Annotated in this window: 6 protein-coding genes; 4 read left to right on the forward strand and 2 right to left on the reverse strand. The window is 62.1% G+C overall.

Translation table 11 applies throughout. The features are described from left to right. Positions 1 to 19: 19 nt before the first annotated feature. Positions 20 to 1,645: an ATP-binding protein gene (locus tag RT131_RS19075; protein ID WP_313174509.1), complete on the reverse strand. Its 1,626-nt coding sequence runs from the start codon at positions 1,643 to 1,645 to the stop codon at positions 20 to 22. A gap of 256 nt (positions 1,646 to 1,901) precedes the next feature. On the opposite strand from RT131_RS19075, the gene sucC reads away from it, so the two are divergent. The 4 genes from sucC (at position 1,902) to RT131_RS19095 (ending at position 6,739) form a co-directional block, all read left to right on the forward strand. Then, on the forward strand, positions 1,902 to 3,071 hold the full coding sequence (sucC, locus tag RT131_RS19080; protein ID WP_057629765.1) for an ADP-forming succinate--CoA ligase subunit beta: 1,170 nt from the start codon (positions 1,902 to 1,904) through the stop codon (positions 3,069 to 3,071). Positions 3,072 to 3,092: 21 nt separating this feature from the next. Then, positions 3,093 to 3,968 (forward strand): succinate--CoA ligase subunit alpha, encoded by an 876-nt coding sequence (gene sucD, locus RT131_RS19085; RefSeq protein WP_282267250.1) that lies wholly within the window; start codon positions 3,093 to 3,095, stop codon positions 3,966 to 3,968. A gap of 750 nt (positions 3,969 to 4,718) precedes the next feature. Continuing rightward, on the forward strand, positions 4,719 to 5,099 hold the full coding sequence (locus tag RT131_RS19090; RefSeq protein WP_313174512.1) for an endonuclease domain-containing protein: 381 nt from the start codon (positions 4,719 to 4,721) through the stop codon (positions 5,097 to 5,099). Positions 5,100 to 5,101: 2 nt separating this feature from the next. Further along, positions 5,102 to 6,739 carry an NAD+ synthase gene (locus RT131_RS19095; protein ID WP_313174514.1) on the forward strand — a complete coding sequence of 546 codons (1,638 nt, stop codon included), beginning with the start codon at positions 5,102 to 5,104 and terminating at the stop codon, positions 6,737 to 6,739. 137 nt (positions 6,740 to 6,876) lie between these two features. Here RT131_RS19095 and RT131_RS19100 read toward each other — a convergent pair. Next, the coding region (locus RT131_RS19100; protein ID WP_313174516.1) for a hypothetical protein at positions 6,877 to 7,230 on the reverse strand (354 nt) is incomplete at its 5' end.

The following is a 7,230-nucleotide window of genomic DNA, read 5'->3' on the forward strand; positions in this document are numbered from 1 at the left end:
GATTGCATCGAAAAATGGATCATTGGCGCTCGCCGCGGGCGAACGCGGTTTTCGGGGTGCTCAGGGTCAAGCGGAAGCAGGCGCCGCCAGCGGGAATAGACACGTAATCCAGCTGGGCCTGGTTGGCGCGGCAGAGCTCGCGCGCGATGTACAGGCCCAGGCCGGTTCCATGTTCCGAGGTGGTGTAGAACGGCCGGAACAGCTGGGTGGCGATGGCGTCCGGTATGCCGGGCCCCCGGTCCATCACGTCGATCACTGCATTGCGCTCGGCCGAGGCGACGCGGATGCGGATGCGCGCCGGCTCATCGGCCACGCGGCCATACTTGAGGGCGTTGTGGACCAGGGCGGTCAGTACCTGGTGCAGGTGCCGGGGGTCCATCATCGCCACCACCGACGGTTCACGGATCACCGCCTCCAGGCTGTCGTTCTCCAATGACAAGGTCTGCCGGTACTCGATCACGAAGCGGCGCACGAAAGCGGCCAGGTCGAGGTTCTCGGGGTTGGCGCGTTCGCGCCGGGCCAATGCCAGCACGCTTTCGACGATGCCGTTGGTCCGCTGGCATTGCTGGTGGATGATCTGCAGCAGGCGGCGGTCGGCTTCGCCGAGGTCTTCGGACTCTTCCAGCAGCTGGGTGGCGTAGTTGATCGCCGCCAGCGGGTTGCGGATCTCGTGCGCCAGGCTCGCTGAAAAGCGGCCCAGGGTGGACAGCGTCAGTGACTCGGCCCGGCGCGAAACCACGGTGGTGTCGTCCAGGAAGATCAGCGACATGTCGCTGTCGGCCAGCAGACGGGCGAAGCGCGGTAGTACCTCGGTCTGCTCCGGGGCCAGTTGCAGTGGCGTTTCGTCTTCGTGCCAGCCATTGCGCCAACGCTGCAAGCGCCGCGCCAGCTCCGGCGATGCCATGTTCAGGGCGACGCGTTCGGTGGCCAGCGCGCCTTCCATGTCGCCGAGCAGGGCGGTGGCGGCTTCGTTGGCCAGGGTGATGCGTCCGTTGGTATCCACCACCAGCACACCAGTGCGCATGCGGCGGATGATCAGTTCATTCACTTCAAACAGATTGGCAACTTCGGCGCCGCGCTGATCGGCCAGTTGCTGGGTGCGGCGGGTGCGGCTGCCAATCTGGTAGGCAATGAAGGTCAGGGCCAGGTAGCTGGTGACGAACATCGCCAGCTCTGCCAGGGTGCGGGTGTTCTGGCCGCCTTCCAGCATCTGCCAGATGTATTCGGCGACGCTGGCCGCGGAGGCCAGCAAGGCGATCAACATTGCCCGCGACAGCGGCAGCAACAGGCCCGCAGCGGCGATATTGAACAGCAGCGACATCGACACACCGGCGCTGGCGCCGGGCAGGGCGTGGCTGAGCAGGGTGGCGGCGATGATGTCGACCATCACGCTGCCAAATACGATGCGCTGCAGCCAGCGTTCGTTGCGCCCCCAGATCAGCAGCGCCACCGAGATCAAGAGGTAGGTGACGGAGACCGACTGCGCCAGCAAGGGTTGGTGAGCGTCGCCAACCATGGAGGTCAGCGGCCCGAACACCAGTGCGCTCAGCAGTGCGGCGACCAGGACCCGGTACAACGCGAAGAAGTACAGCTCACGCGTTGGAATGGATTCGATGCGGTCGATGATCGACGAACTGGGGGCCAAGCTGGATCTCCTATCCAGACCTAATCACGCCAGTATAGGTGCGCCGACCGCGCTGCGGGGAACTCCCCGACATGCCGGGCAATCATCGGCAAGTTGCTGAATTGGAAGATAAAAGCGTGCCGTTCTTGGCGATTTGTACAGACTTCTTTGCGTGCTGGGCCGCCGTCGGCGACAATATTGGGCCCGCCCGCCCTGCAAGTAGGCCAGTTTCGGCCCTGTGGGCTGCGTGCGGTCGTTCCTATTCCCACGGTGACGCATGAATTTTCACGAGTACCAGTCAAAACAACTGCTTGCCGAATACGGCATCCCGGTCCCGGCCGGCAAGGTCGCTGCGACCCCGGACGAGGCAGTAGCTGCTGCCCAGTCGCTGGGCCAGGGCCCCTGGATGGTCAAGGCTCAGATCCACGCTGGCGGCCGCGGCAAGGCTGGCGGCGTCAAGTTCTGCAAGACCACCGACGACGTCAAGGCCGCTGCGGCCAAGATGCTCGGCACCAAGATGGCCACCTACCAGACCGCAGGCGTCGAGCTGCCGGTCAACCTGGTGCTGGTGACCACTGCCGGTGAGATCGTCAAGGAGCTGTACCTGTCGGTGCTGGTTGACCGTGGCACCAAGACCATCACCTACATCGCTTCTTCGGAAGGCGGCGTGGAGATCGAGCAGGTTGCTGCTGAAACCCCGGAGCTGATCCACTCGCTCAACGTCGATTTCGTTGAAGGCGTGCAGGGTTACCACGGCCGTGATTTCGGCTTCAAGCTGGGCCTGACCGCCAAGCAGGCTGGCCAGTTCGCCAGCATCATGGTCAACCTGTACCGCCTGTTCAACGAAAAGGACCTGGCGCTGGTTGAAATCAACCCGCTGGCGATCCTTGACGACGGCAACCTGTACGCGCTGGACGGCAAGTTCGACAGCGACGACAACGCCGCGTTCCGTCAGAAGGCGCTGGTCGCCATGCGCGACAAGACCCAGGAAGACCCGACCGAAGTGATCGCTTCGGAGCTGGACATCAACTACGTCACCATGGACGGCAACATCGGCTGCATGGTCAACGGCGCAGGCCTGGCCATGGCCACCATGGACGTCATCAAGCTCAACGGCGGCGAGCCGGCGAACTTCCTGGACGTGGGCGGCGGCGCCAACAAGCAGCGCGTCATTGAAGCCTTCAAGCTGATCCTGTCCTCGGACAAGGTCGAAGGCATCTTCGTCAACATCTTCGGCGGCATCGTCCGTTGCGACATGATTGCCGAAGGCATCATTGCTGCCGTGAAGGAAGTGGGCGTCAAGGTTCCGGTGGTGGTGCGCCTGGAAGGCACCAACGTGGAAGAAGGCAAGCAGTTGCTGCGTGACAGCGGCATGGCCATCATCCCGGCTGACAACATCAACGATGGCGCCAAGAAGATCGTTGAAGCCGTCAAGAACGCCGCCTGATCCGACACCGAAGGAAATCCAATGTCAGTTTTGATCAACAAGAACACCAAGGTGATCGTGCAGGGCTTTACCGGCCAGCAGGGCACCTTCCACGCCACTCAGATGATCGAGTACGGCACCCAGGTTGTCGGCGGCGTGACCCCGGGCAAGGGCGGCACCACCCACATCGACCTGCCGGTGTTCAACACCGTGGCCGATGCCGTGCAGAGCACCGGCGCCAATGCCTCGGTCATCTACGTGCCGCCGCCGTACGCGGCTGACGCGATCCTGGAAGCCGCTGCTGCCGGCATCAAGGTCATTGTCTGCATCACCGAAGGCATCCCGGTGCTGGACATGCTGCGCGTCAAGAACGTGCTGACCCGTTCGCATCCGGACACCGTGTTGATCGGGCCGAACTGCCCCGGCGTGATCACCCCGGGCGAGTGCAAGATCGGCATCATGCCGGGCCACATCCACATGCCGGGCAAGATCGGCATCGTGTCGCGTTCGGGCACCCTGACCTATGAAGCGGTCAAGCAGACCACGGAAGTGGGCCTGGGCCAGTCGACCTGCATCGGTATCGGCGGCGACCCGATCAACGGCCTGAACTTCGTTGACTGCCTGAAGCTTTTCAACGAAGACCCGCAGACCGAAGGCATCATCATGGTTGGCGAAATCGGCGGCGACGCTGAGGAAGCCGGTGCCGAATACATCAAGAACCACGTGAAGAAGCCGGTTGTCGGCTTCATCGCAGGTGCTTCGGCTCCGGCCGGCAAGCGCATGGGCCACGCCGGTGCGATCGCATCGGGCGGCAAGGGCACTGCCGAGGGCAAGTTCGCAGCAATGGAAGCTGCTGGCGTTGTCACCGTCCGTTCGCCGGGCGACCTGGGCGCTGCCATCGCGAAGCTGGTCAAGTAAGACTGCGCTTCAGTGATTTGAGAGAGGCCACCTTCGGGTGGCCTTTCTTGTTTTTGGGGGTGGGTGATCGGGGAGTAAAAGCCAAAAACAAAAATAAAAACAAAAACAAAAACAAAAACAAAAACAAAAACAAAAACAAAAACAACATCTAAGAGCCTGCCCTCACCCCTACCCCTCTCCCGCAGGCGGGAGAGGGGACAGCCAGAGCCAAAGCCCAAGCAACAGCCACAGCTAAAGCTAAAGCTAAAGCCAAAGCCACAGCCACAGCCAAAGCCACAGCCAAAGCCGGAGCCAAAGCCGGAGCCAGAGCTGAAGTCCAAGTCGACGTTAGATCACTGACTAAAGCTCATCTTTTGCACTGGCTGTAGCTTTGGCTTTGGCTTTGGCTTTGGCTGTGGCTTTGGCTGTGGCTGTGGCTGTGGCTGTGGCTTTGGCTCTGGCCTGGCTCTGGCTCTGGCTTTGGCTGTGGCTGTGGCTGTGGCTGTGGCTTGGGCTTGGGCTTGGGCTTGGGCAGTGGCTCTGGCTCTGGTTCTAGCTCTAGCTCCGGCTGTTGCTTTCCCCTCTCCCGCCTGCGGGAGAGGGGTAGGGGTGAGGGGAAGCTCTGGCTTTTTGCCGTTAGCCTTTCCCATCGCTATCTGTCACCTCGAAGGCAGCGCCCCAAAAGCCAAAATCGTTACATCCCAAAGCGCGCTTTCCCTGATTTCAACCACCGCCTTGCCAGGTAATCGTCCCCCTACAAAGGAGGCAACCATGCGCAAAGGCAGCAAGACCAACTGCGCCCGTGCCCTGCGCCGACGCATGACAGATGCCGAACGACGCATCTGGTACTTCCTCAGAGGGCGCCACCTGGCCGACTTCAAGTTCCGCCGGCAACACCCCATCGGGCCTTATGTTGTGGATTTCGTCTGCCTGGAGCAAAAACTGGTTATCGAACTCGACGGCGGCCAACACGCATCCGATCCCAATGACCTCCGCCGTGACGCCTTCCTGCAACGGCAGGGCTACCGCGTGCTGCGCTTCTGGAATAATGAGGCCCTGAGCCACACCGACGCGGTCTGCGAAAGCATCCGGCGCGCGGCGTTGGTAACACCAAGCCCCCGCAGGGTGCGGGGCCAAGCAGAAGGTTGTTGATCATGTCCGAAACGCTACGCATCGCCCTGGCCCAGTTCGATTTCCCGGTCGGGGACGTGGCCGGCAACGCCAGCCGTATCATCGAGCTGATGCATGAGGCGCGTGACGAATACGGCGCCGACGTGGTGCTGCTTCCGGAACTGGCCATCAGCGGCTATCCGCCTGAAGACCTGCTGATGCGGCCGGGCTTCCTGCGCAGCTGTGAGCAGGCGTTGGCGCGTGTCGCCGCGCAGGCCCAAGGCATCGTCGCCGTCGTCGGTTGGCCGCAAAGCGCTGGAGCGGTGGTTTACAACGCGGCGAGCGTGCTCCGTGACGGCGCCATTGCCGCCACCTACCGTAAGCGCGAGCTACCCAATTACGCCGTGTTCGACGAACGCCGCTACTTCGACGTGGACCCGGATGGCGGTAACTGCGTGTTCGAGGTGAACGGCGTGAAATTGGGGCTGGTGATCTGCGAAGACCTCTGGTTTCCCGAGCCGCTTGCCGCCACCGTCAAGGCCGGCGCCGAGCTGGTGCTGGTGCCCAATGCCTCACCTTATGAGCGCGGCAAGCACGCCCAGCGCGATGCCCTGCTGGCCGAACGCAGCCGCGAGAGCGGTGCCGCCATCGCCTACGTCAACACCGTCGGCGGCCAGGATGCGGTGGTGTTTGATGGCGCGTCGGTGGTCGCCGATGGTGATGGCACGGTGCACCCGGCCGCGGTTGCCTTCACCGAGGAAATGCTGCTGGTCGAATACAACGTCGCCGCGCGCAGCTTCATGCCGCTGCGCTGGATCGATGACGGCGATGAAAGCATGGATGCGCTGGCCTGGCGCGCGGTTACCCGCGGCATTCAGGACTATTGCGGCAAGAACGGCTTCAGCAAGGTGTGGCTGGGCTTGTCCGGTGGCATCGACTCGGCGTTGGTGCTGGCCTTGGCCGTGGATGCATTGGGTGCCGAGAATGTCACCGCGGTCAGCCTGCCATCGCGCTATACCGCCGATCTGTCCAATGATCTGGCGGTGGAACAATGCCGTGCGCTTGGGGTGAAGCTTGAAACCGTGCCGATCGAGCCAGCCTTCCAGGGATTGATGCAGTCGCTGTCGACGATGTTCGAGGGCCAAGCGGCCGATGTCACCGAAGAAAACCTGCAGTCGCGCAGCCGTGGCGTGATCCTGATGGCCTTGGCCAACAAGTTCGGCGGCCTGCTGCTGACCACCGGCAACAAGAGCGAGTACGCCGTCGGCTATGCCACCATCTATGGGGATATGTGCGGCGGCTATGCGCCGTTGAAGGACCTGTACAAGACCGAAGTCTACGGTCTGTCCAAGTGGCGCAATACGGTGGGCGGCGCGCCGGTGATTCCGCCCGCGGTCATCGCGCGGGCGCCTTCGGCGGAATTGCGTGACAACCAGACCGACCAGGATTCGCTGCCGGCCTACGATGTGCTGGACGGCATCCTGTATCGCTATATCGACCAGGAACAGTCGCGCGAAGACATCGTCGCTGCAGGTTACGCGCCGGAAGTGGTGGATCGGGTACTGAAGCTGGTGCGGATCAGTGAGTGGAAGCGGCACCAGGCCGCGCCTGGTCCGAAGGTGTCTCGACGCGCCTTTGGCCGCGAGCGCCGTTATCCCATTACCAATGGCTACCGCGGTTGATCGGCTGACTTCCGGCGGATGCAAATAGAAGGGGCCGCAAGGGCCCTTCCATGAGGAGGGGGCTGAAGCTTGAAGGCCAAAAGCTCCCCCCATCCGCCCTCCGGGCACCTTCCCCCGCAAGCGGGAGAAGGGAAGAGCTAAAACCCAAGCCAAAGCCCAAAGCCGAAGCCAAAGCTGAAGCCAAAGCCAAAGCTGAAGCCAAAGCCAAAGCTGAAGCCAAAGCCAAAGCCAAAGCCAAAGCCAAAGTCGAAGTCGAAGTCGAAGTCGAAGTCGAAGTCGAAGCCAAAGTCGAAGCCAAAGTCGAAGCCAAAGCCCAAAGCCGAAGCCAAAGCTGAAGCCAAAGCCAAAGCCAAAGCCAAAGTCAAGGCCAAAGTCGAAGCCAAAGTCGAAGCCGAAGCCAAAGTCGAAGCCAAAGTCGAAGCCGAAGCCAAAGCCGAAGCCAAAGCCAAAGCCAAAGCCAAAGCCAAAGCCAAAGCCAAAGCCAAAGCCAA

The sequence above is a fragment of the Stenotrophomonas sp. genome, from assembly GCF_032066555.1.
In the GTDB taxonomy this organism is placed as follows: domain Bacteria; phylum Pseudomonadota; class Gammaproteobacteria; order Xanthomonadales; family Xanthomonadaceae; genus Stenotrophomonas.